Here is a 19,807-nt window from a genome sequence, read left to right as displayed (position 1 = left end):
TAGCAAATCAATGGGCACTATCACGCAACGCAAGCGCAAGGACGGCTCATCGGGCTTCACCGCCCAGATCCGCATCATGAAGGAAGGGCGCGCAGTCTATCAGGAAAGCCAGACGTTCGATCGCAAGGCGACGGCCCAAGCCTGGATCAGGAAGCGCGAAGCCGAGCTGCATGAGCCAGGAGGGCTGGAGAGGGCGAATCGCAAGAGCGGCACCGTCGCCGAGATGATCGATCGCTACCTGGACCAGTACGAGAAGCTGCGACCGATTGGCAGAACGAAGCGCTTTACCCTGGAGGCTATCAAGGAAACATGGCTGGGTAGCCTGATCGACGTCGAAATCAGCAGTCAGAAGCTGATCGAGTACGCGATGGAGCGGATCGAGAAGTGCGGCGCCCAGCCACAGACCGTTGGCAACGACTTGGCCCACCTGGGCGCGGTGCTGTCGGTGGCCAGGCCGGCATGGGGGTTCCAGGTTGACCCGATGGCTATGCCCGACGCTCGTAAGGTTCTGCGCAAGATGGGTGCAGTGACCAAGAGCAAGGAGCGTCGGCGTCGGCCTACGCGGGATGAGATCGAGAAGATAATCCGCTACTACCAGCAGATGGCAGAGCGCCGGAAGCAAGAAATCGACATGGTCCGGGTTGTTGCCTTTGCGATGTTGTCGACTCGGCGGCAGGAAGAAATCACCAGGATTCGCTGGAGCCTGATGAACGAGCAGGATCAAACCGTTCTGATCAAGGATATGAAAAGCCCTGGGTCCAAGCATGGGAATGACGTCTGGTGCCACATCCCTGATGATGCATGGAGAATCCTGCGATCGATGCAGCGCATCGATGGGTTGGACGAAGTCTTCCCGTTCGAATCCAGATCGATTGGGGCATCGTTCACGAAGGCGTGCAAGTACTTGGGTATTGAGGACCTACATTTCCACGACCTTCGCCATGAGGGCGTCAGCCGGTTATTCGAAAAGGGGTGGGATATCCCGAAAGTGGCCACTGTATCCGGTCACCGGGATTGGAACTCGATGCGGCGCTATACGCACCTGCGGGGGAATGGCGACCCCTGGGACGGGTGGGCCATGCTGGAGGAGGTTGTAGCGGGCCCCACTGTGGAGGCCCGGAGATTGCTCAACAAGCGCGCCCTAGTCCGCGCCCCATGAGCTTTTCGTGTTCCGCCTTGGCCTGGGCGTGTTGCGCGTCCAGGTAGGCGACCAGATCGTTGAGGTGGACGCCGCGGGCGGCCTTCTGGCTCGCCTCCATGCGCACCAGCGGCAGGTTGATTTCTCCCCGGGCCACCTTGGCCTTGAGCTTGTCGGGAGTGAGGTGAGCGAAGTAGTCCGCGCATACGCGCTCAAGCGGGATGATGGCCTGGCCGTCGTACTGGGCCATCAGCAGGAAAGCGGTTTTCATGTGGTGACCCTCAGAAAATGAATCGGTCTGGCCCGGTACTGGCGCCAGGCATGCGCACCAGCACCGGACCTTCGTCGAACTGGTCGCCGGCGGGCGGCCTAGGTTCTCGGTCGTTGGCTTCAGGGGTAGCGTCAATCGGGTAAGTGGGGTATTGATGTGCCGCCCGGCATGGAGCCGGTTTAGGAGAAGTTAATGTCGACCGAGCTGGAACAATTCCAAGAGCAGACCATTGTTGCGTTGCTGGCTGCGGCTAAGGAGCAAGGTGTTGATTTGGAGGTGCTTTATAAGCGTGCTCACGCCCTTGTCGCAGAGCCTGAAAGTAAGATCCGCTTTATCGATGACCGTCGCGTTGACGAAGTCGCGTTGATCATTTCCATGGCGGAACACAAGCTGCTCGCCAAGGGTTGATATCTTGAGCCGCTCACTGAGCGGCTTTTTGATTGTGGGGTGCCTGGGCGCTTCGCCTTGCGGAGTCATGCAGAGAGTCCACGATGGCTTGGGCGGCCTGCAGCATAAAGTTCACGAGGAATGCCTCGTTCCCTTCCAGCGGGTCGCCCATGGCGGCGTTGTGGATTGGAGTGCGCGCTTGATCGAGCATGTCCGACAGGCTTTCCAACGCGTCGATGAGCTCGACCCCAGCATTAACCTGGAACAGTGCCTGTTTCTTCTTGATGTCACCGCTATTACAGAAGGCTGTTCCGGCTTCCGTCTTGATCCCTTGCGCGGTCTGGATGATTTGAAGTTTTGCTTGTGCGTTCACTGATAGTCTCCTCGTGAGCAAGCCGGTGTCCGGCCGCGCTGTTGGCAATCGCAATGAAGGGTGCGGGCTGAGTTGATGCCACCGGATAGAGGCTGTATCGCGATGGCGGGATATGTGGAGAGAAACAGCTGAAGCGCAGAGGTCTGTCAAATTAGCCCCAGCTGTTACGTCACACTTTCTAGATCCAGGGTGTCGGTGTCGCTGAGGGCGTCAACCATTCGATGCAGAAGCACTTCAAAGTGATGGTCGAAGCTCATGCCGTTACCGTTCGATTTCTTCATTTCTTCGAACTGCTCGAGCAGTCGTTCGCAGAACTCTGGATCCGCGAACTTAATTGATGCGAGGAGGAAAAGCATCAAGTCGTTCGATACCCTGAGGCGTTCGTCCAAGTCTTTGACTGTCGTCGTGAGCTCGAGGATTTCCCGGCTAACTTGTTGGTCAGTCATCTACTGTTTCCTCTGTATTGTTGATGGCGATAATTTCAGTGGGTTGCTTTAGGGGCGCCCAAACGAAGCCTGATATTCGCCGCTTTAGAGTCGAATCCGGCATTGGCCGCATCCAGCAGCTTCTGGTGATCAAGCGAGTTTAGATTGTGATCCAGGTGTTTTACTGCTGCTGTTAACCAGCCTTCAATTCGACTGAAAAAGCCAACCACCTGACCGCGAAGAGAATCATTTTCTTCCTCGGTCTGTGGGGTTCGAGCCATGAGCTCGGAGACCATCCATCCTAATATCCCGTGGTGCTCGGGGTCTTTCCGCATCAGGCTGTCGAGATACATGATACCGATGGCAGAGCCTGTTTCTTGCCCGCCCCAGTACCCGCCAGCCAATGGAACATCCCAGAAGCAAATGGTGCCGTCCTCTTTTTTGACGTGGTCTTTGCCAACAAATGGCAGTTTGTGCACGTCGATTTTGGCGTGAGGCTTGGCTCGAAGCTTTGCCCGGACCTTGACTGGCTTTTTGACTCCGCTGACCAGCCGGAGAGTTTTGCTCGTGCGCTTTTTCTCGCTGTCGAGCAGAGCGTTGTCGGTGATTTTCTTCGCGGTGGCCATTTCTGTGCTCCTGAGGTGTTAATCGTTGGGTGCTTGGGGTTGGCGCGCGAGGCGCGTAATGCGGGCTCATCGGTCTGATAAAGGCCTCTACAATTCGGACTTCCTGTCCAGGCGCCGGTTGAGGAGGTACGCATTGGAAAAGCTGAAGATCATTGCCAACAAGGTGATGAAGTCGATTAACCGCATTACCAGTCTCCCGGTGGTGCTGGTGATCAGGGCGCTTTCTGCCGCCGGTATCACCAGGGCAATCACCAGGGCTGCTACGAGGGCGATCCGCAAAGACCGGCTGATGCGAGCCTCGATGCTCCTGGTGTCATTGGAGGTGGGCTTTCTGCTCATGGTGCTCATCCTGATGTCGATGGGGTTCAGTCGAACCAAGACCGGGATGGAGGCTCTGTCGCTGGCCCTTCGGATGGTGCTGATCGCACTGACAGCGGGGTCCATGGTGCTCTTCAAGCACTCGAAGGTGTCTCGAAAGCACCGCTATGGCGCCGAGACCCGTCGACTGGCCAGGTCCCGGAAGGGCGTTGATATTTAGGTGATTCCTTCTCTCCAGCCGCGACCCTGTCCGCCGGAAAACTGCTTATGGCGCTTTACGCTGCGCGCCCGGGTGAGTTGCCAACCCTCTGAACCATTAGGCTGGTCCATCGCTGCCATCCGAGTGCTGGAGGCTCCCGGACGAAAAAATTATTGCCGCAGGAATTTATTTTGTCAATTCCTGCGGAAATAATTATGGCAAGCCTCCTTGTGCCTCTTGGTTGAAAGGGGTGCGGCGGGTCACTTGCAAATTGCGGCAGCCGGCGGACGCGGAGTCAGCCACCTATGCGGTGGGCATAAGTGGCTATTGTCCATGGGGGAGGGGTCACACTTGGTGTGGGAATTTTTTCGCGATCGAAGCGGTGAGGTAGCTTAGGACGTTTATATCTTGGTCAGAAAGAAGACCGTCAATTTCGGCGGAAGCAATAACATAGAATATGTCCAGTAACGCGTCCTTTCTATCCCGGCTAGACGTTTCACCTCTTTCAATCTTATCTCCAATGAGGTGGACGCTGAATGCTCTGTTCTCTCGTGGGGAGCGAGAGCACATGTCGAGGAATTCGTCGAACGAATTTCGGAACTCTGCTTCGGCTTGTCTACGCTCGATTGCTGATGACTCAAGTAGTTCGACGAGTTGCCTCTGCCTTTTTGGCTCCTGTCTTTCGAGCTCGATAATTCGCTCTTGCAACTCATTCGCGAGTCTTTCGCTATATTCATCCATCTGGATTCCAAATAGCGAGCCGATTTTTAGGGCGAACTCGAAGTTCAGAGCTATTCGCCCATTCAAATAATTGCTGAAGGATCCTTGATTCATGCCCAGGGCTTCTGCAGCCTGCTCTTGGGTGAGGCGGTCTTTTTTGGGGCGGGCTCGATTCCACGCTGCGATTGCCTCTTTCAAGGCTGCACATTCGTCTTTTTCCCACTGTTCGAGTTCACGTTTTTTCTGGGTCATTGGCGCAGATTATTCCCGCAGGGCATGGTCGGCAAATTCCGCCGGCATTGACATGTATAATTCCGCAGGAAATACTTTCATGGTCACTCAAGCGAGGTTTCACCATGGAACGTATCCCTTTGGCTGTTTTCTGCGAGGCCCATGGCCAGACCGCGGCGGCCAAGAAGCTCAACATCACCCAGGGCGCGCTGAGCAAGGCTCTCCGGATCGGCCGCAAGGTTGAGGTAATCGCTAATAGCGACGGCTCGTTCTCGGCAGAGGAAGTGAAGCCATTTCCCTCCCAGCCTCAGGGCAAGCGCGATTCTGAGGTTGCTTAATCATGGCGACCAACGAATTAAGCCAAGACCGGGCTGACATAGCCCGCGAGATCGAGACCCTGATCTTGCAGCGCCTTGCGCGCACCAGTCAGAAGGCCGTCGCTTTGGAAACCGGTTGCAGCGAGTCGACCGTATCGCGCTGGAATGACGGGGAGTACCAGCGCTGGGCCCAGGTCCTGTCGCTGCTGGGCCTGCGCGTTGTTCCCGATACCGCCGTGGTGGTAACCGCCGACTACCTGTCCGCCCTGGAGACCATGGCGCGGATCGGGCTGAAGGCCGAGAAGAAGCGGCCTGGTCCGCTGGGGTGGGATTGATCATGTCCGTCGAGCACGTCAGTGTCGGCCTGGCCCGGGTCCTGGACCAGCTCGAAAGGTCTCCTTGCATATTGGCTGGTGACTGCGATTTCCATAAAGAAATGGCGATGCGCTCCGCACGGCAGGTATCCCGCGCTTTCAGCGAACCAACTCGCCGCCGCGCCGCGGCCAACTGCGCGGCTTATCTATTCGCCTCCCTTAGCGTCCATATCCCGCGCTCCGGAGGCATCAATGCCCATTTCTGATCCTCTTGTTCCTCTGGATGTTGATTTGCGCGGATTGCCTTTCATGCCGCTCGATGTGGGGCGTTTGCGTGACAGCAATCTGGCGATCGAGGCCAGTGGAGACGAATTTCGTGCGGCAGTTCTGCTCTGGTGCGCATCCTGGAACCAGGTTCCTGCTGGTTCATTGCCCGACAACGACACTGCTCTTGCTACGTACGCAGGCTATGGCCGTGGTGATTTGAGGGGGTGGAGGAAGGTGAAACAGGGCGCAATGCGAGGGTTTGTAGTCTGCTCCGATGGCCGGTTGTATCACCCAGTCGTATGTGAAAAGGCCTTGGAAGCCTGGGCAGAACGCACCGAGTACCGCGAGAGCAAAGAGAACGAGAAAGCCCGGAAACAGAAGGAGCGAGACGACCGAAAGCGCATGTTCAGCGACCTGCGCGAGGCCGGAATCATGCTGCCTTGGAACGCCTCGACAGCAGAGGTTCGAGCCAGGCATGAGGCCCTGGGGAAGAAGGAGCCTGTCACCCCACCTGTCACTGTGACAGGTCCGTCACAGGTCACGGCTAAGACAGGGACAGGGACAGGGACAGGGATTAAAGATCAAGAGCATTGTCCTGCTGACGCAGGACTCGTTGACGCTTCGCGCCAACCCGCGGAGTCGGCCGAGGACAGTTTGTTCAAAGGCACGAGCGAGCTCGACGATCCTCGGGCGCGCGTCCCAGCTTGCCCCTACCAGAAAATCGTCGATCTCTACCACCTTGCTCTTCCAGAGCTGCCGGCGGTCGTGCTGCTCAACGATGACCGGCGCCAGCAGCTCAAGGCCAGGTGGCAGCAGAGTCCTGTGCACCAGGACCTGCAGTTCTGGGCCGAGTACTTCGCCGAGGTCAAGAAATCCAGATTCCTGACTGGCCAGGTCGTTCCGCGCGACGGCAGCAAGGCGTTCCGCGCCACGTTCGACTGGCTGATCAAGTCCCGAAACTTCGTGAAAGTCATCGAGGGGAATTACCAAAATGCGTGAGCCCTACAGCCTCGAAGCCGAGCACGCCGTGCTGGGCGCAATGCTGATCAAGCCCGAGCTGATCGACGTCCTGTCCGCCGACCTGAAGACCGCCGATTTCTTCTTCGCCGACAACCGCGCCGTGTTCGACGCGATCCAGGTGCTGCGTGCGAAGGGCACCCCGATTGACTTCCTGACCGTGGCCGAGCACATCGGCACGCTGTACGGCGGTGAATCGGCACTGGCCTACTGCGCCGACCTGCACCGCAACACGCCGAGTGCGTCGAACGCCCGGGCCTACGCCAACACCGTGCTCGAGCGCAGCACCGTCCGCGCCCTGATGACCGCGGCACGCGCCATCCACGAAATCGCCGAGGGTGATTCCGGGACCGAGGACAAAATCACCCAGGCCCAGGCCGAGATCAACGCGATCAGCACCACGTCGGCCGTGCAGGACACCGTCACCGCCGGTGAAGCAATCCGCAAACACGTCGAGGAGCTGGAGCGCCGTGAAGCCCTTGGCGGCGCCATGGACGGTCTGTCCACCGGCATCCCGGCGCTCGACAAGAAACTCCGCGGGCTCAAGGCCGGCCAACTGATCATCGTGGCCGGACGCCCGAAGATGGGTAAAACCACGCTGACCATGAACATCGTCGATCACAACGCCATCCGCGACGGTAAGCGCGTCCTGGTGTTCAGCCAGGAAATGTCCCACGGCCAGCTCATGGACAAATCCCTGGCATCCCTGGGGCACATCCCGCTGGGCGCTCTGCAGGATGGTTCGGCGCTGCGTACCCACTCCGCGCAGATGCTCGAAGCCTCGAGCCTGATCAACGGCGCGCAGATCGAGCTGTACAACCGCAGCGGCATCACGATCAACCGCCTGCGCTCCGTCGCCCGCCGGCAGAAGATGAACTTCGGCGTGGACCTGATCGTGGTGGACCACATCGGCCTGGTCGATGTTGATGACTCCCGCGCCAACTCGGTTCAGCGCGTCAGCGAGGTCACCCGCCAGCTCAAGATGCTCGCCGGTGAACTGGGCTGCCCCGTCATCGCCCTGTCGCAGCTCAATCGCCAGCTCGAGCAGCGCCCGAACAAGCGCCCAGTCCCATCCGACCTGCGCGACTCCGGGTCCATCGAGCAGGACGCCGACACGATCCTGTTCGTGTACCGCGACGAGGTCTACGACCCGCACACCCAGCAACGTGGTACCGCCGAGATCATCATCGGCGCCGCCCGCGAAGTGCAGCCAGGCACTGTCCGCGTCCGGTACCAGGGCGGGTACAGCCTGTTCTCCGAGCTGGCGGCCAACTCCAGCGCCGACGCAGCACCACCGGACCTGTTCGACGACAACGCGGACTACGCGCCCAAGCCAGAAAGCCCTGTAGCCAAGGTCACCAGCATGGCCGAGCGCTACCAGAACTACGGGAAGCACAAGCAATGACCGCCATAGAATCCGTGAAATTCTTCGTCCCAGGCGACCCGGTCGGCAAGGGCCGGCCACGCGTCAGCACCATCGGTGGCCATGCCCGCATGTTCACGCCAGCCAAGACCGCCAGCTACGAGGGCCTGATCGCCCTGGCGGGTACCGAGGCCATGGCCGGCCGCCAGCTGATCGAGGGCGCCGTGATGGTCGAGATGCGCATCATCCAGGTCATCCCCAAGTCGGCGACCAAGAAGTTCAAGGCCCAGGCCCTGGCGGGTGAAGTCTTCCCGGCCAAGAAGCCCGACATGGACAACGTCGTGAAGGCGATCTTCGACGGGCTCAACGGCGTTGTGTGGAAGGACGACGTACAGGTCGTGGATGCCATCGTGCGCAAGCGCTATGGCGAAACGCCGGGTGTGCATGTGCTCATCGTCGAGCGGGAAGGGGGTGCAGCGTGAACAGGCCTGTGTGGTTTTGCCGCGAAATTGGTACCAGCGGTTGGCTGATGCTGGCTGCCGACCAGGACCTGGCTGGCCCGGACGAGCCAGAGAGCATGCTCGGCCACCGCCGGTCCTTCCATCCGTTCGAGCTCGACGAAGACCCTGAAGCGCTTGCAAGGATCATTGGGGAGATGAGCGAAGTGATGGGGCGTGTGAGTGCTCAACCTGTCCCGACGTCGCGCGCGTGCGCGTTTGGCGACCACCGTGAAGCCCGTGGCTGACCAGCTGCCACTGTTCGCCGAGCTGGCGCCGCGGGTGTTCGTGCCCGTGGCGCCGCCGGTGATTGCGGCTGCGCGCCCTGGTCCGAAGCGGATCGACTGGTTCCGGGTGATTACAGCTGTGCTGCGTGGCGGGTACTCGCTGCAAAGCGCGGCGGACGAGATCGGTGTGGCGCGTACCACGCTGATCGGCTGGCGCCAGGGTGCTGAGCCCCGGTACAGCGAAGGGGAGCGGCTGGTGCTGCTCTGGTGCAGGATCACCGGGGAAGGGCGGGAGAAGCTGCCCATGTGCACAGCGCTCGACTACCACTTCAAGCCCTGAAATCGTCGGGAACCCGACAGCGCACCACCACCATCCTCCGTGTCATCGATGCCCCGCCACCGTGCGGGGTTTTCTTTGTCACCACTCTGGAGGCGCCCATGAAAGCCCCAGTCAGGAGCACAAGCATGGCGAACAACCCGGAAGGGATCGTGGAGGCGGTCAGCGTGTCGGTTGCCAGCAAGGGAATGCTGGCGGGCGCAGGTGCTGGCGTGGTGGGCTTCCTGTCCCAGGCCAACTGGATTGGCATCATCGGGGTGGCGCTTGCTGCCCTGGGCTTTGTGGTCAACACCTGGTTCCAGATCCGCAAGGACCGCCGGGAGGCGCGGGAGAGCGAGGCCAGGATCGCGGCGCTCAAGGATCAGTGCCGGATATGAGCATCATCAAGCAGCGCGTGCTGCCCCTGGCCCTGGGCGGATCGATCGCCATGGCCACCAGCCTGGTGGGTTACTTCGAGGGGCGCTCGCTGCTGGCGTACCTGGACCCGGTGGGCATCCCGACCATCTGCTACGGCAGCACCGCGGGCGTGAAGCTGGGGCAGCGCCTCACCGCCGCTGAGTGTGATGCGCTGCTGGCGGCGGAGCTGGGCCAGGCCTGCGCCGCCGTTGACCGCGCTGTGCGTGTCCCACTGCCGCCCACGCGCCGGGCCGCCCTGTGCTCGTTCGTGTACAACGCCGGGGCCACGGCCTTCGCCACCAGCACGCTGCTGCGCAAGCTGAACGCCGGCGACACCAGGGGCGCATGTGCGGAGCTGAGCCGCTGGGTGTACGCCAAGGGCCAGAAGCTGGCCGGCCTGGTCAACCGTCGAGCTGCCGAAAGGGAGCTGTGCGAGGTGGGGTTGTGACCAAGTACCTGCTCGCAGCCATCGCTACGCTGTCTCTGCTCTTGATTGGGGCGTTTGGGCGCATCGACCATATCGGCACCAGCCTTGATGCGTCATCGCGGCGTGTGAGCGAGCTGGAGGCCTCGGAGCAATCCCGCAAGAACACCATCAGATTGCTGGGCGAACTTGATGCCCAGCACACCCAGGAGAGAGAGCATGCGAACCAGGTCAATGCCAGCCTTCGTGCTGATGTCGCTGCTGGCAAGCACCGGCTGTCAATCAAGGCCACCAGCTGCACTGTGCGAGCCGCCACCGCCACCCCCGGCGTGGGCAATGCAGAAGCGCGAGCCGACTTTGACCCAGCGTCTGCTGAACGAATTGTCCGAACCGGAAACGACGGCGACGACTCCATCCGAGCCCTGAACACGCTGATCGACTACATCAACAACGCTTGTCGCGCTCCTCGATAGTCGGGAAACCGACGCTATCCCGCCTTGATGCTGGGCCTCGTTGATCAACCATCGCCGAGGCCCTTCGCATGCCAGCCCCCGACAACCTCCAGACCCAGACCCCTGGGCAAGCGCTCACCCAGCCCACCGCCGAGCAGCAGTCCACCACCAGCACCAATGCCAAAGAGCCTGAGTACACCGCCAAGCACAACGGCGGTGGGCGCTGGCGCATCTGGGCCGCCACCACCGACGACTGGTTCAGCGACTTCGTGGCTGCCGGCGAGGGCGCCAAGGACTCCGCCCAGGCCGAGGCCGAGCGCCTGAACGCTGGCGGTGAGCCGTTCGTGAAGGCCGTCGAGGCAGAGCCAGCGACCACCACCACGGCAGTACAAGCCACCGCCCAGCCCACCGCCGAGCAGGCACAGCGCCGCACCCAAGCCGTGCTCACCGACGAAGGCTGGCTGGTACCTGACCTGCCCTTCGCCTACACCCGGGAGTAACAGCCATGGGATCGAAGCCAAGCAAGCCGAAGGTCGTTGCGACCGAAGATCCGGCGGTCACCGCGCAGAAGGCCGCTGACGCAGCCGCGCAGAAGGCCAACGAGGAAACCGCCGCAGCCAAGGCCCGCAAGCAGCGCAGCAGCCTGCTGTCGCAAGCGGGCGCCGCTGGCACCGTCATTGAGCAAGGGAAAAGGACACTCGGGGCATGAATGCTGACCAGATCTGCAAGACCTTGAGCGTGCTCAAGTCATTGCGCAGCCCGCATGAGCAGGTCTGGCGCGATTGCTTCGATCACACGTACCCGCAGCGGGGGAACGGCTTCTACTGCGAGATGATGAGCGCTCAGGAGGCCCTGAACCGCAAAGCCAGGATCTTCGACGGCACCACCACTGATGGGGCGCGCACGCTGTCCTCGTCCGTCCAGGCCGGCATGACGCCAGCTAACAGCCTGTGGTTCGGCATGGATGTGGCGCAGTCCACGGAAGAGGAGCGCCGCTGGCTGGGCGAGTCCGCCGAAATCATCTGGGAGAACATCCATGCCTCCAACTTCGACGCCGCTGCATTCGAGGGCATGCTCGACGTGGTGTGCGCCGGCTGGTTCGCCCTGTACATCGACAGCGACCGGGAGAAGGGCGGGTATGTCTTCGACCTCTGGCCCATCGCTGGCGTGTACTGCTCGGCGTCCAAGCCAGGCGGGCGCATCGACAGCGTCTATCGCTCGTACAAGCTGACCGCCGAGCAGGCCGTCAACGAGTTCGGCGAAGGCAACGTCAGCGAGAACACCCGCAAGCTGGCCAAGGACAAGCCTCAGGAACTGATTGAGTTCGTGCACGCCATCTACCCGCGCAGCACGTACATGGTCGGCGCCAAGATGGCCAAGAACATGCCGATCGCCAGCTGCAAGGTCGAGGTGGCGGCGAAGAAGACCGTCAGCGAGTCCGGCTACCACGAGATGCCTGTGGTGGTGCCGCGCTGGATGATGATCCCCGACAGCGTCTACGCCACTGGCCCGGTGTTCGAGGCCCTGCCAGACGCTCGCACGCTCAACGAGATGGTGCGCATGGACCTGGCCGCGGCCGACCTGGCCATCGCAGGCATGTGGATCGCCGAGGACGACGGGGTGCTCAACCCCAAGACGGTCAAGGTGGGTCCCCGCAAGATCATCGTGGCCAACTCCGTGGACAGCATGAAGCCGCTCCAGAGCGGTTCGAACTTCCAGTACACCGACTCCCGCATCGAGCGGCTGCAGCGTGCCATTCGCAAGATCCTGATGGCCGACCAGCTCCAGGCCCAAGACGGCCCGGCCATGACCGCCACTGAGGTGCACGTCCGCGTCAACCTGATCCGTCAGCTGCTGGGTCCGGTCTACGGACGGCTACAGAGCGAGTACCTGCAACCCCTGATCGAGCGTTGTTTCGGCATCGCCGTGCGTGCCGGGATCCTCGGGCAGCCGCCTGATTCTCTGTCAAACAGGCCGTACACCGTCCGCTACCTGTCGCCGCTGGCCCGGGCGCAGAAGCTGGAGGAGGTCAGTGCGATCGATCAGTACGTCGCGGGCTGCGCAGCGGCAGCACAGGCGCAGGCCGCAGCAGGCCAGCAGCCAGACGCCATGGACAACGTGGACATGGACGCTGCCGCCCGGTACCGGGGCGAAGCCCTGGGCGTCCCTGCCGAGGTCATGCGCACCAAGGCCGACGTCGAGCAGGTCCGTGAGCAGCGTGCCCAGGCACAGCAGGCGGCGGTCGAACAACAACAGCAGGCCGCCATGCAACAGGCCGTCACCGAATCCGCCCTCAAGCAGCAGCCAGGAGCCGCCGCATGACCCAGTACACCTCCGAGCAACTGGACGACATGTTCAAGCGCGTGTTCGAGCAGCACGCAGAGGGCGTGATCGTCCTTGAGGCGCTGATCCAGCGCTTCAGCAAGAGCACCGTCACCAAGGGCGGCATCGACGCCATCCTTGAAACCTACAGCAGGCTGGGAGCGCGAGAAGTGCTCGACCACATCCTGCGACGCATCAACCGCGCCAATGGCGTGCATGACCAACCCGAAGAGGAATGAACATGACTCAGCACTACGTGGGTACCAAGATCGTCACTGCCTGGGAGCAGGAGAAAGATGGACTTCCGGGCTACTCGGTGCAGTACAGCGACGGCTATATCAGTTGGTGCCCCAAGGACAAATTCGAGGAAGCGAACATTGCACTGGGGCACATCGGTCATTTGGCGCCACACCAGCAGCGCGTGATTGCCGAGTGCGAGCAGTTGGCGGACCGCGTCACCAAGCTGGAAACCTTCATGCATACCGATCTCTATGCTGGTCTTCCCGAGAAAGAGCGCGAGCTGCTGAAGATGCAGGCCGACGCAATGGTTCTGTACCTGGGCATCATCAACACCCGCATTGAAACCTTCGGGGGTGCCGCATGAACTGGTTCATCCACACCCACCTGGGCCACTTCCTGTGCAACGAGACGGGCGAGAACGGCGACCCGAGCGGTACCACCACTACGACCCAGGCCCAAACGACCACCACTGTCCTAGGCAACGCAGTCCCCAACGACTGGATCCCCGAGAAGTACCGCACGAACAAAGAGGACGGCAGCCTTGATCTTGAAGCATCGTCGAGGAAGGTTGCCGAGGCCTACAAGCACCTGGAAACCCGTATGGGCTCCGGCGATGCGCCGCCCAAGAGCGCCGACGAGTACGCGCTCAAGCTTGAAGTCGAGGGCTTCAACTGGGACGAGTTCAAAGCTGACCCGAACTCCCAGGCATTTCTGAAGGCTGCACATGCCAAGGGCATGACCAACGCCCAGGTGGAGTTCGCGGTCGGTGAGTACCTGAAAGCGGCACCAGGCCTGATCGCCGGCAATGCCCAGCTCAGCCAGGAAGACTGCGTGGCCCAGCTCAAGGGCGTCTGGGCCGATGATAAGGCGTACACCGCCAACCTCCAGTCCTCCCACCGTGCGGCCGAGGGCTTCGCGAACAAGGAAGGCCTGGGCAGCATGGCCAACCTGATGGCCAAGTTCGGCAACGACCCGGACTTCATCGCCTTCACCGCCAACATCGGCAAGGAAATGGCCGAAGACACGCTGATCAGCAATGGCGTGGCCAATGAACAGGACTTCGCCGTGAAGACCGCCGAGCTGCGCCAGCAGTTGCAGGACCTGGCCCCGCACGATCCGAAGCGCGTCCAGATCCAGCAGCAACTGAACGAGCTCTACGCCGCCAAGTACAACAAGCCAGCATCCCGCACCTTCACGGCCTGACCCCTCCGAAAACGTCGGGAAACCGACGCCCCTCCAAACCGACCATCACAGGCATCCCGACAGCAATGTCGGGCCGGCCTGCGGTGGCGCGCAGATACCCGGCCAGCCCCAGGCGCAGCAATGCCGATGCACGCCAGGAATCCCGGCCCGCAAGACGGACACCCGGTAGGCACACCTGAATCCGCATTGGAGTGCATCGTATGTCCCAGCAAATTACCGAAGCGTTCGTGCAGCAGTTCGCTGATAACTTCAAGCACGTCGCCCAACAGAAAATGTCCCGCTTCGAAGGGGCGGTGACCATCGAGCCCAATATCGTGGGCATGTCCAAGTCGGTGAACCGTCTCGGCCAGCGCGTTGCGCAGCGCCGCACCCAGCGCCACGGCGACACCCCGATCAACGACCAACCGCACAGCACCCGGTTCGTGGACCTCTACGACTGGGAAGACGGCGACATGGTCGATGACCAGGACAAGATCCGCATGCTGGTCGATCCGACCTCGGACTATGTGCAGGCCATGGTGGCCGGCATGAACCGGGCGAAGGACGACGTGATCATCCAGGCTTTCGGTGGCGGCTCGCGCAGCACCCAGGGCGGGGTCCTGGTACCGCTGCCAGCTAGCCAGAAGATCGCCGTGGGCGGCACCGGCCTGACCAAGGCCAAGATCATCCAGGCCAAGAAGATCTTCCGCCTCAACGAGGCTGACGAGGAGGCTGGCGAAGAGCTGTACATGGGCTACCACGCCAACGCCCTGGTCGACATTCTCGCCGACACCACCCTGACCAGCGCCGACTTCATGAGCGTGAAGATGCTCCAGGAAGGCACCCTGAAAGGGACCTGGATGGGCTTCCGCTGGATCCCGTCCGAGCGCCTGCCGAAGACCGGCAACACCCGCCTCTGCTACGCCTGGGCCAAGTCCGGCGTGGTGCTGGGCAAAGGCCAGGACATCACCACCAAGGTGGGCGAGGACCCAGGCAAGGGCTTCAACGTCCGGATCTACGCCAAGCAGTCGCTGGGCTCGGTCCGCGTCGAAGAAGAGAAGGTCGTCGAGATCGCCGCGAACGACCCGTAAGGGTCTTCGCTGTTCTCGCCCTCAACCCTATTCAGGAGAAACACCATGGCAAACGGCAACGGCTCTCTGGCGGCGGCGCGCACCGCGTATCCGCAAACGCTGGTCAAGCCCAACCTCCAAGGCGGCGACATTCAAGTCTTCGTCAGCACCTACACCGTCCCGGCGTCCGGCGGCCCGGGCATCGGCGAGTACATCTCGTGGGGCTTCCTGCCCTTCGGTGCTCGCCTGATGCCCACCACCAAGCTGTATTTCGCAGCCGGCGCGGCATCCTCCACCCTCAACCTGGGCGATCCGGTAACCCCGGCGCGCTACCTGGCTGCAACCGCAGTGACCACTGCCGGCAGCGCCACCGCAGAGGCGGTCTTCGCCAACGGTGCGTTGTTCGATGTGCTGGTCACGCTGCCCGGCCAGGCCACCGACACCAGCGAACTGCGCTCCGTGGTCGCCGGTGCTGCCCTGCAGGCGGGCCAGGTCATCACCCTGGTTGCGCAGTACGCCCAGCAGAACTGAGTTCGGCGGTAGCCATGGAAGGCGTTTCAGTTGCCGGGGCCTAGTGCCCCGGTCTTTTTTTGGGAGGCACAAGGCATGGCAATGGCAACCGGTGTTTCGATCTGCTCCAACGCGCTGCTGATGCTCGGCGCCCAGACCATAAACGACTTCCAGGACTCGCAGAACATCGACCGGGCCAAGCTCTGCGCGAACCTGTACCCATCCCAGCGTGACAGCATCCTTCGCGCCCACCCCTGGAACTGCTGCATCAAGCGCGTGGTGCTGGCACCCCTGGCCGAAGCCCCAGCATTCGAATGGCAACAGGCCTTCGAGCTTCCAGCTGACTGCCTGCGTGTGCTGGAGGTTGGGTCAGGCGGGTGCCAAATCGATTACCTGGTCGAGTCGCGCAGGATCCTGGCTAACACCATGGCGCTGGAGCTGCGTTATGTGTTTGCCAACGAGGTCGAGGCAACTTGGGATGCCCACCTGGTGGACCTGATGACCGCCGCCATGGCTGCCGTGCTGGCCTATCCGGTTACCCAATCGACGTCTGAACGCGATAGCCGTGAAGCCAAGCTGGTCCAGCTCATCAAGCAGGCCAAGGCAGTGGATGGCCAGGAGGATCCGCCCCAGACACTTGGCGATGAACGCCTGCTGGGCTCCCGCTTCGGCTCCTGGGCGGGGTGGCGATAATGGCCAGGTTCACGCTGATACAGACCAACTTCACCGCCGGGGAGATATCCCCGCGCATGCTGGGTCGGGTTGACCTGGCTCGCTACCAGAACGCCGCGCAGGTGATGGAGAACTGCTGGCCGGTCGTGCATGGTGGCGCCATGCGGCGCTATGGAACGCTGCACTCGTCGCCCTGCAAGTACCCTGACCGCAAGGCGATCCTGATTCCCTACGTGTTCAACACCAGCCAGTCGTACATGTGCGAGTTCGGCGATCTGTACGTTCGCATTCACTTTCCGGACGGCAGTTATTCGGGTGTTGAGCTGGCAAGCCCATACGCGCAGACCATCCTCTCCCAGCTGGAGTACGTCCAGGGCGCAGACACCATGTTCATCTTCCACAACACCGTGGAGATCAACCGGCTGCGCCGCATCACAAACACCGAGTGGAGCCTGGCGCCGGCCCCCTTCGTGACCAGGCCGTTCGATGAGCGCGGCATCGAGTTCGCGACTGGGCTTACCCTCAGCGATCCATCAGTTGGCACCGGGCGCACGGCGACATCGGCTACCACTGCGTTCTTGGCCTCTGACGTGGGTCGGGAGATTTGGTCGGGTGCCGGTGTCGCCAAGATCACCGCCTTCACCAGCACCTCTGTGGTCACGGTTGAAGTCCTGAACGCGTTTCCATCCGCGGTGCGCCCGGCATGGTCTTTGAAGGGAAGCCCTCAGACCGCCAACAAGCTGAGCGCATTCAGCCCCGTGGGCGCCATCGTCACCATGACCCTGACCGATAGCGGCTGGCGATCCGGGGATGTTGGGAAGTTCGTCAAGATCAACAGTGGGCTGCTTGAGATCACGGCATTCACCGACGACAAGGTTGTGTCCGCAGTCATCCGTACGGCGCCTACATCCGATGTTGCTTCGCCAGCAAACGCATGGTCGCTTGAATCCAGCGTCTGGAATGCCATTGATGGTTATCCAGGTGCTGGAACGCTGCACTCCCAGCGCCTGATTGCCGCGGGCACGCCGGCCAACCCTCAGACCGTATGGGGCTCGCGCATCAACGAGTACCTGAACTTCGAGCTGGGCACAAAGGACGATGATGCTTATGCCTTCCCGCTGTCGTCCGACCAGATCAACCCGATCCTGCACATGGGGCAGATCAACGCCCTGATCGCGCTGACCTATGGCGGGGAGTTCACCATGGTGGGCGGCGTCGAGAAGCCGATCACGCCCACTAACATCCAAGCCAAGAACCCCACGGTGTACGGCTGCAACCGCGTGCGTCCCATTCGGATCGGTAACGAGCTGTATTTCGTCCAACGCGCAGGCCGCAAGCTGCGGGCCATGGCCTACAAGTACGACTCCGACAGCTATGGCTCTCCGGACATGTCTGTGCTGTCCGAGCACATCACCAAGTCCGGCGTGGTCTCCATGGCCTACCAGCAGGAGCCAGAAAGCATCCTGTTTGCCGCAAGGTCGGATGGCCAGATGGCGACCATGACCGTAGACCGGGACCAAGACGTGATCGGCTGGGCCCGGCAGATCACCGATGGCGCTTTTGAGTCCCTGGCCGCGATCCCGGTGGAAGGCGGTGATCAGGCCTGGGCTGTTGTGCGCCGCACCGTTGGCGGCCAGAACGTGCGCTACATCGAGCGCTTCGTCGAGGGCTGCCAGGTCGATGGCGGCGTTTTCGATACGTCCGATACGCCCAAGGCTGACTGGGATGGGCTTGATCACCTGGAAGGCCGGGAAGTTGACATCGTTGCGGATGGCGTCGTGATGCAGCGCCAGGTCGTCACCGGTGGAAAGATCACGTTGCCGCGCAATGCTTCCAGCGTTCAGGCCGGGCTGCCATTCACCACCAGGATCAAAACCCTGACGCCGGAAGTGCAGGGCGGAACCGGCAGCGCCCAGGGCAACAGCATGCGGGTTGGCGAGATCACCCTGCGCTTCCTGGAGACCACGGGCTGCAAGCTCAACGGGCAGACGATTGCCTTCCGCAATCTCGGCGAAAACATTCTCGATGCGCCGCCACCCCTGTTCACGGGAGACCACCGACTTGAGGCGCTCAACTGGGAGAGGGGGCAAGCCTCGATCGAGATCACCCAGGACCAGCCGCTGCCATTCCACCTGCTCTGTGTCATCAAGAAGATGACCGTCAACGACTGAGGGCGACTCCATGATCCGTCCCGCAACGCATGAAGACATTCCGCGCCTGGTAGAGCTTGGCGCGGTCATGCATGCCACCACCAACTACAGCCACCTGGTGTACCTGCCGGAGAAGACTGGCGCCTTCCTGGTCTCGCTGATTGAGGGCGACGGCGTGATGTTCGTGGCCGAGGTAGGCGGCCTGGTGGTGGGCGGCCTGGCTGGAGGCCTGACCGAGCAGTGGTTCAACAACGACCTGATCGCCTTCGACTACTGCCTGTTCGTCGAGCCCGGCCGGCGGCAGGGCCTGATCGCCATGAAGCTGGTGCTCGCCTTCCAGGAGTGGGGCCGCCTCAAGGGCGCTAATCAGGTCCACATGGGCGTCACCACCGGCGTCCACGTCAGCAGTACCGCCCGCCTGTACGCCCGCCTGGGCTTCAAGTACGACGGACCGCTCATGAAGATGGAGATGTGATCATGGTGATTCGACCCACGACCATCGCCGAGATCCATGCTGCCGGCATTCTGCCTGAGCTGCTGGGAGCCTACGCGGCCGAGTCGAGCATTCCTGAGCTGGGCCAGGTATGCCCAGCCTTCGACACCTACTACGCCATGGAGGAGGCCGGGGCCCTGCACCTGCTCGGCGCCTTCGGCGGCGAACTGGTAGGCCTGGTCTCGATGCTGGTCTACGGGCTACCGCACTACGCCAACCGCCGGATCTGCACCCTGGAGTCGTTCTTCGTGATGCCCGGGTCTCGGCAGGGCGGTACCGGCCTCAAGCTGTTGCAAGCCGCCGAAGCCAAGGCGATCGAGCTTGGCGCCGCAGCCCTGATGGTGAGCGCCCCAGCCGGCGGCAGGCTGGCCAAGATCCTGCCGCGATCCGGGTATCGCAAGACCAATGAGGTGTTCTTGAGGGCGCTTCCATGAGCCAGCTTCCGGCAATGACCAGCGAGGAGGTGGCCAAGGTCCAGGCGCTGGAGTCGCACATGCTGCAGCTGCCACAGGTCCAGATCATCACCCATCACCACTTCCACGCTGGGCTGTACGCCAGAACCGTCTGCATCCCTGCCGGCGTGATGCTTACCGGCGCCTTGATCCAGATCCCCACCCTGCTGATCGTCTCTGGCCACGTCACGGTGTTCATCGGTGGCGAGACCCGCGAGCTGGCCGGCTACCACGTACTGCCGGGCCAGGCCGGACGCAAGCAAGCGTTCCTGGCCCATGCCGACACTCACCTCACCATGACCTTCGCCACTCAGGCCACGACCGTGGAGCAGGCCGAAGAAGAGTTCACCGCCGAAGCCGACCTGCTGATGTCTCGCAAGCAGAGCGGCGATTTCATTTCCATCCCGGGAGAGTAGC

The 19,807-nt window shown here is 61.8% G+C and carries 31 protein-coding genes; 26 read left to right on the top strand and 5 right to left on the bottom strand.

Features of this window, described 5'->3' with window-relative positions; all coding sequences use genetic code 11:
* The first annotated feature begins 10 nt into the window (after positions 1-10).
* Positions 11-1,159, top strand: a complete 1,149-nt coding sequence (locus tag AC2CQI_RS11310) for a site-specific integrase (protein ID WP_484580211.1) — start codon at positions 11-13, stop codon at positions 1,157-1,159.
* On the opposite strand, the gene AC2CQI_RS11305 is transcribed toward AC2CQI_RS11310, so the two are convergent.
* Positions 1,128-1,409: a pyocin activator PrtN family protein gene (locus tag AC2CQI_RS11305; protein WP_484580210.1), complete on the bottom strand. Its 282-nt coding sequence runs from the start codon at positions 1,407-1,409 to the stop codon at positions 1,128-1,130. The genes AC2CQI_RS11310 and AC2CQI_RS11305 overlap by 32 nt on opposite strands.
* Positions 1,410-1,601: 192 nt before the next feature.
* Here AC2CQI_RS11305 and AC2CQI_RS11300 point away from each other — a divergent pair, with 192 nt between their 5' ends.
* The gene (locus tag AC2CQI_RS11300; RefSeq protein ID WP_484580209.1) at positions 1,602-1,817 is read left to right on the top strand and encodes a hypothetical protein; all 216 of its coding nucleotides are present in this window, start codon (positions 1,602-1,604) and stop codon (positions 1,815-1,817) included.
* A gap of 13 nt (positions 1,818-1,830) precedes the next feature.
* On the opposite strand, the gene AC2CQI_RS11295 is transcribed toward AC2CQI_RS11300, so the two are convergent.
* From AC2CQI_RS11295 to AC2CQI_RS11285, 3 genes are all read right to left on the bottom strand, one after another.
* Positions 1,831-2,169, bottom strand: coding sequence for a DUF3077 domain-containing protein (locus AC2CQI_RS11295; RefSeq protein WP_484580208.1), 339 nt, complete (start codon positions 2,167-2,169; stop codon positions 1,831-1,833).
* Positions 2,170-2,333: 164 nt separating this feature from the next.
* Positions 2,334-2,615, bottom strand: a complete 282-nt coding sequence (locus AC2CQI_RS11290) for a hypothetical protein (RefSeq protein ID WP_484580207.1) — start codon at positions 2,613-2,615, stop codon at positions 2,334-2,336.
* A gap of 35 nt (positions 2,616-2,650) precedes the next feature.
* The gene (locus tag AC2CQI_RS11285) at positions 2,651-3,220 is read right to left on the bottom strand and encodes a hypothetical protein (RefSeq protein WP_484580206.1); all 570 of its coding nucleotides are present in this window, start codon (positions 3,218-3,220) and stop codon (positions 2,651-2,653) included.
* Positions 3,221-3,353: 133 nt separating this feature from the next.
* On the opposite strand from AC2CQI_RS11285, the gene AC2CQI_RS11280 reads away from it, so the two are divergent.
* Positions 3,354-3,758: a hypothetical protein gene (locus AC2CQI_RS11280; RefSeq protein WP_484580205.1), complete on the top strand. Its 405-nt coding sequence runs from the start codon at positions 3,354-3,356 to the stop codon at positions 3,756-3,758.
* 324 nt (positions 3,759-4,082) lie between these two features.
* Here the strand turns inward: AC2CQI_RS11280 and AC2CQI_RS11275 are convergent, their stop codons facing one another.
* Positions 4,083-4,709: a helix-turn-helix domain-containing protein gene (locus tag AC2CQI_RS11275; protein ID WP_484580204.1), complete on the bottom strand. Its 627-nt coding sequence runs from the start codon at positions 4,707-4,709 to the stop codon at positions 4,083-4,085.
* A 104-nt stretch (positions 4,710-4,813) separates the two neighbouring features.
* Between AC2CQI_RS11275 and AC2CQI_RS11270 the strand changes: the two genes are divergently transcribed.
* The 23 genes from AC2CQI_RS11270 (at position 4,814) to AC2CQI_RS11160 (ending at position 19,806) form a co-directional block, all read left to right on the top strand.
* On the top strand, positions 4,814-5,026 hold the full coding sequence (locus tag AC2CQI_RS11270; protein ID WP_484580203.1) for a Cro/CI family transcriptional regulator: 213 nt from the start codon (positions 4,814-4,816) through the stop codon (positions 5,024-5,026).
* A gap of 2 nt (positions 5,027-5,028) precedes the next feature.
* Positions 5,029-5,340 (top strand): transposase family protein, encoded by a 312-nt coding sequence (locus AC2CQI_RS11265; protein WP_484580202.1) that lies wholly within the window; start codon positions 5,029-5,031, stop codon positions 5,338-5,340.
* A 2-nt stretch (positions 5,341-5,342) separates the two neighbouring features.
* Positions 5,343-5,585 carry a hypothetical protein gene (locus AC2CQI_RS11260; protein ID WP_484580201.1) on the top strand — a complete coding sequence of 81 codons (243 nt, stop codon included), beginning with the start codon at positions 5,343-5,345 and terminating at the stop codon, positions 5,583-5,585.
* On the top strand, positions 5,572-6,585 hold the full coding sequence (locus AC2CQI_RS11255; RefSeq protein WP_484580200.1) for a DUF1376 domain-containing protein: 1,014 nt from the start codon (positions 5,572-5,574) through the stop codon (positions 6,583-6,585). Before AC2CQI_RS11260 ends, AC2CQI_RS11255 begins: the two co-directional genes overlap by 14 nt.
* Positions 6,578-8,008 (top strand): replicative DNA helicase, encoded by a 1,431-nt coding sequence (locus AC2CQI_RS11250; RefSeq protein ID WP_484580199.1) that lies wholly within the window; start codon positions 6,578-6,580, stop codon positions 8,006-8,008. Before AC2CQI_RS11255 ends, AC2CQI_RS11250 begins: the two co-directional genes overlap by 8 nt.
* Complete coding sequence (locus AC2CQI_RS11245; protein WP_484580198.1) at positions 8,005-8,448, top strand: RusA family crossover junction endodeoxyribonuclease; 444 nt, start codon at positions 8,005-8,007, stop codon at positions 8,446-8,448. The genes AC2CQI_RS11250 and AC2CQI_RS11245 overlap by 4 nt, the downstream gene beginning before the upstream one ends.
* Positions 8,449-8,646: 198 nt before the next feature.
* Positions 8,647-9,030, top strand: coding sequence for a hypothetical protein (locus AC2CQI_RS11240; protein WP_484580197.1), 384 nt, complete (start codon positions 8,647-8,649; stop codon positions 9,028-9,030).
* A 125-nt stretch (positions 9,031-9,155) separates the two neighbouring features.
* Positions 9,156-9,404: a holin gene (locus AC2CQI_RS11235; protein WP_484580196.1), complete on the top strand. Its 249-nt coding sequence runs from the start codon at positions 9,156-9,158 to the stop codon at positions 9,402-9,404.
* Positions 9,401-9,871, top strand: a complete 471-nt coding sequence (locus AC2CQI_RS11230; protein WP_484580195.1) for a lysozyme — start codon at positions 9,401-9,403, stop codon at positions 9,869-9,871. Before AC2CQI_RS11235 ends, AC2CQI_RS11230 begins: the two co-directional genes overlap by 4 nt.
* Positions 9,868-10,320, top strand: a complete 453-nt coding sequence (locus AC2CQI_RS11225) for a lysis system i-spanin subunit Rz (protein ID WP_484580194.1) — start codon at positions 9,868-9,870, stop codon at positions 10,318-10,320. The genes AC2CQI_RS11230 and AC2CQI_RS11225 overlap by 4 nt, the downstream gene beginning before the upstream one ends.
* A gap of 68 nt (positions 10,321-10,388) precedes the next feature.
* A complete protein-coding gene (locus AC2CQI_RS11220) occupies positions 10,389-10,799 on the top strand; it encodes a hypothetical protein (protein ID WP_484580193.1) in 411 nt (136 codons plus the stop codon).
* 5 nt (positions 10,800-10,804) lie between these two features.
* Positions 10,805-11,008, top strand: a complete 204-nt coding sequence (locus AC2CQI_RS11215; protein WP_484580192.1) for a hypothetical protein — start codon at positions 10,805-10,807, stop codon at positions 11,006-11,008.
* Positions 11,005-12,621, top strand: coding sequence for a portal protein (locus AC2CQI_RS11210; protein WP_484580191.1), 1,617 nt, complete (start codon positions 11,005-11,007; stop codon positions 12,619-12,621). Before AC2CQI_RS11215 ends, AC2CQI_RS11210 begins: the two co-directional genes overlap by 4 nt.
* A complete protein-coding gene (locus AC2CQI_RS11205) occupies positions 12,618-12,860 on the top strand; it encodes a Bbp19 family protein (protein ID WP_484580190.1) in 243 nt (80 codons plus the stop codon). The genes AC2CQI_RS11210 and AC2CQI_RS11205 overlap by 4 nt, the downstream gene beginning before the upstream one ends.
* Before the next feature lie 2 nt (positions 12,861-12,862).
* The gene (locus AC2CQI_RS11200; RefSeq protein WP_484580189.1) at positions 12,863-13,225 is read left to right on the top strand and encodes a crAss001_48 related protein; all 363 of its coding nucleotides are present in this window, start codon (positions 12,863-12,865) and stop codon (positions 13,223-13,225) included.
* Positions 13,222-14,064: a hypothetical protein gene (locus tag AC2CQI_RS11195; protein ID WP_484580188.1), complete on the top strand. Its 843-nt coding sequence runs from the start codon at positions 13,222-13,224 to the stop codon at positions 14,062-14,064. Before AC2CQI_RS11200 ends, AC2CQI_RS11195 begins: the two co-directional genes overlap by 4 nt.
* A 200-nt stretch (positions 14,065-14,264) precedes the next feature.
* Complete coding sequence (locus AC2CQI_RS11190) at positions 14,265-15,134, top strand: phage capsid protein (protein ID WP_484580187.1); 870 nt, start codon at positions 14,265-14,267, stop codon at positions 15,132-15,134.
* 45 nt (positions 15,135-15,179) lie between these two features.
* On the top strand, positions 15,180-15,644 hold the full coding sequence (locus AC2CQI_RS11185; RefSeq protein ID WP_484580186.1) for a hypothetical protein: 465 nt from the start codon (positions 15,180-15,182) through the stop codon (positions 15,642-15,644).
* 75 nt (positions 15,645-15,719) lie between these two features.
* On the top strand, positions 15,720-16,316 hold the full coding sequence (locus AC2CQI_RS11180; protein WP_484580185.1) for a phage connector family protein: 597 nt from the start codon (positions 15,720-15,722) through the stop codon (positions 16,314-16,316).
* Positions 16,316-18,466, top strand: a complete 2,151-nt coding sequence (locus tag AC2CQI_RS11175; protein ID WP_484580184.1) for a phage tail protein — start codon at positions 16,316-16,318, stop codon at positions 18,464-18,466. Before AC2CQI_RS11180 ends, AC2CQI_RS11175 begins: the two co-directional genes overlap by 1 nt.
* Positions 18,467-18,476: 10 nt before the next feature.
* Positions 18,477-18,920 carry a GNAT family N-acetyltransferase gene (locus AC2CQI_RS11170; protein ID WP_484580183.1) on the top strand — a complete coding sequence of 148 codons (444 nt, stop codon included), beginning with the start codon at positions 18,477-18,479 and terminating at the stop codon, positions 18,918-18,920.
* A 2-nt stretch (positions 18,921-18,922) separates the two neighbouring features.
* A complete protein-coding gene (locus AC2CQI_RS11165) occupies positions 18,923-19,372 on the top strand; it encodes a GNAT family N-acetyltransferase (protein ID WP_484580182.1) in 450 nt (149 codons plus the stop codon).
* Complete coding sequence (locus AC2CQI_RS11160) at positions 19,369-19,806, top strand: hypothetical protein (protein ID WP_484580181.1); 438 nt, start codon at positions 19,369-19,371, stop codon at positions 19,804-19,806. Before AC2CQI_RS11165 ends, AC2CQI_RS11160 begins: the two co-directional genes overlap by 4 nt.
* Position 19,807: the final 1 nt, after the last annotated feature.

It is taken from the genome of Pseudomonas sp. P2S-1 (assembly GCF_057197725.1).
The sequence above is the reverse complement of the archived record's forward strand: the minus strand, read 5'-3'. Positions and strand labels throughout refer to the sequence as shown.

Excerpts from the sequence above, each read along its gene's own strand:
- AC2CQI_RS11160 (WP_484580181.1), top strand. The coding sequence starts at position 19,369 with ATGAGCCAGCTTCCGGCAATGACCAGCGAGGAGGTGGCCAAGGTCCAG.
- AC2CQI_RS11200 (WP_484580189.1), top strand. The coding sequence starts at position 12,863 with ATGACTCAGCACTACGTGGGTACCAAGATCGTCACTGCCTGGGAGCAG.
- AC2CQI_RS11170 (WP_484580183.1), top strand. The coding sequence starts at position 18,477 with ATGATCCGTCCCGCAACGCATGAAGACATTCCGCGCCTGGTAGAGCTT.
- AC2CQI_RS11210 (WP_484580191.1), top strand. The coding sequence starts at position 11,005 with ATGAATGCTGACCAGATCTGCAAGACCTTGAGCGTGCTCAAGTCATTG.
- AC2CQI_RS11190 (WP_484580187.1), top strand. The coding sequence starts at position 14,265 with ATGTCCCAGCAAATTACCGAAGCGTTCGTGCAGCAGTTCGCTGATAAC.
- AC2CQI_RS11265 (WP_484580202.1), top strand. The coding sequence starts at position 5,029 with ATGGCGACCAACGAATTAAGCCAAGACCGGGCTGACATAGCCCGCGAG.
- AC2CQI_RS11285 (WP_484580206.1), bottom strand. The coding sequence starts at position 3,220 with ATGGCCACCGCGAAGAAAATCACCGACAACGCTCTGCTCGACAGCGAG.
- AC2CQI_RS11245 (WP_484580198.1), top strand. The coding sequence starts at position 8,005 with ATGACCGCCATAGAATCCGTGAAATTCTTCGTCCCAGGCGACCCGGTC.
- AC2CQI_RS11300 (WP_484580209.1), top strand. The coding sequence starts at position 1,602 with ATGTCGACCGAGCTGGAACAATTCCAAGAGCAGACCATTGTTGCGTTG.
- AC2CQI_RS11220 (WP_484580193.1), top strand. The coding sequence starts at position 10,389 with ATGCCAGCCCCCGACAACCTCCAGACCCAGACCCCTGGGCAAGCGCTC.
- AC2CQI_RS11250 (WP_484580199.1), top strand. The coding sequence starts at position 6,578 with ATGCGTGAGCCCTACAGCCTCGAAGCCGAGCACGCCGTGCTGGGCGCA.
- AC2CQI_RS11310 (WP_484580211.1), top strand. The coding sequence starts at position 11 with ATGGGCACTATCACGCAACGCAAGCGCAAGGACGGCTCATCGGGCTTC.
- AC2CQI_RS11185 (WP_484580186.1), top strand. The coding sequence starts at position 15,180 with ATGGCAAACGGCAACGGCTCTCTGGCGGCGGCGCGCACCGCGTATCCG.
- AC2CQI_RS11270 (WP_484580203.1), top strand. The coding sequence starts at position 4,814 with ATGGAACGTATCCCTTTGGCTGTTTTCTGCGAGGCCCATGGCCAGACC.
- AC2CQI_RS11215 (WP_484580192.1), top strand. The coding sequence starts at position 10,805 with ATGGGATCGAAGCCAAGCAAGCCGAAGGTCGTTGCGACCGAAGATCCG.
- AC2CQI_RS11230 (WP_484580195.1), top strand. The coding sequence starts at position 9,401 with ATGAGCATCATCAAGCAGCGCGTGCTGCCCCTGGCCCTGGGCGGATCG.
- AC2CQI_RS11195 (WP_484580188.1), top strand. The coding sequence starts at position 13,222 with ATGAACTGGTTCATCCACACCCACCTGGGCCACTTCCTGTGCAACGAG.
- AC2CQI_RS11205 (WP_484580190.1), top strand. The coding sequence starts at position 12,618 with ATGACCCAGTACACCTCCGAGCAACTGGACGACATGTTCAAGCGCGTG.
- AC2CQI_RS11260 (WP_484580201.1), top strand. The coding sequence starts at position 5,343 with ATGTCCGTCGAGCACGTCAGTGTCGGCCTGGCCCGGGTCCTGGACCAG.
- AC2CQI_RS11180 (WP_484580185.1), top strand. The coding sequence starts at position 15,720 with ATGGCAATGGCAACCGGTGTTTCGATCTGCTCCAACGCGCTGCTGATG.
- AC2CQI_RS11275 (WP_484580204.1), bottom strand. The coding sequence starts at position 4,709 with ATGACCCAGAAAAAACGTGAACTCGAACAGTGGGAAAAAGACGAATGT.
- AC2CQI_RS11235 (WP_484580196.1), top strand. The coding sequence starts at position 9,156 with ATGGCGAACAACCCGGAAGGGATCGTGGAGGCGGTCAGCGTGTCGGTT.
- AC2CQI_RS11165 (WP_484580182.1), top strand. The coding sequence starts at position 18,923 with ATGGTGATTCGACCCACGACCATCGCCGAGATCCATGCTGCCGGCATT.
- AC2CQI_RS11290 (WP_484580207.1), bottom strand. The coding sequence starts at position 2,615 with ATGACTGACCAACAAGTTAGCCGGGAAATCCTCGAGCTCACGACGACA.
- AC2CQI_RS11305 (WP_484580210.1), bottom strand. The coding sequence starts at position 1,409 with ATGAAAACCGCTTTCCTGCTGATGGCCCAGTACGACGGCCAGGCCATC.
- AC2CQI_RS11175 (WP_484580184.1), top strand. The coding sequence starts at position 16,316 with ATGGCCAGGTTCACGCTGATACAGACCAACTTCACCGCCGGGGAGATA.
- AC2CQI_RS11255 (WP_484580200.1), top strand. The coding sequence starts at position 5,572 with ATGCCCATTTCTGATCCTCTTGTTCCTCTGGATGTTGATTTGCGCGGA.